Below are 552 nucleotides of genomic sequence, written 5' to 3'. Positions count from 1 at the left end.
GCCCACGCCGATCACCGCGTCCAGACCGCCGCGATCGCACACCGGGAACAGGCCGTGCGGCTGCGCCTGCAATTGGCGGTAGAGCGCGGACTTGTCCTGGCTGATGTCGATCCAGTCCACGTCGGCGCGCGGCGTCATGATCGAGAGCACGGAGCGGTCGGCGAGCGAGAGCACGCCCCGGACCATGCTGCGCTCCTCCTGCCGGAAGGCATGCAGCGCAGGTGCTCCACCGGGGGATGAGGGCGTGCCTCCGGAGGCGCCCGCGCCGCCGGCCTCCTGCCCGCCGAGCAGCCGCAGCACCGCGCGCGCGGTGCGTTCGCGCATCGGCAGCCGCGCGGCATGGCGCGCGATGTTGCGCAGCCGCCATTGGTTGAAGAACTCGATGAGGATCGAGAAGCCGATCGCGGCGTACAGGTACCCCTTGGGCAGGTGGAAGCCCATGCCTTCGGCCACGAGGCTGAAGCCGATCATCAGCAGGAAGCTCAGGCACAGCACCACCACCGTGGGGTGCCGGTTGACGAAGGCGGTGAGCGCGCGCGACGCCAGCATCAT

The 552-nt window shown here is 70.3% G+C and carries 1 protein-coding gene; it reads right to left on the bottom strand.

Annotated features, from left to right (window positions below; genetic code table 11):
• Positions 1-552, bottom strand: a 552-nt coding sequence (locus tag E1292_RS50620; protein WP_500690538.1) for a TerC family protein, incomplete at both ends; no start/stop codon positions are given.

The organism is Nonomuraea deserti, assembly GCF_004348685.1.
Lineage (GTDB): Bacteria > Actinomycetota > Actinomycetes > Streptosporangiales > Streptosporangiaceae > Nonomuraea > Nonomuraea deserti.
This window is presented reverse-complemented; position numbering and strand designations above follow the sequence as displayed.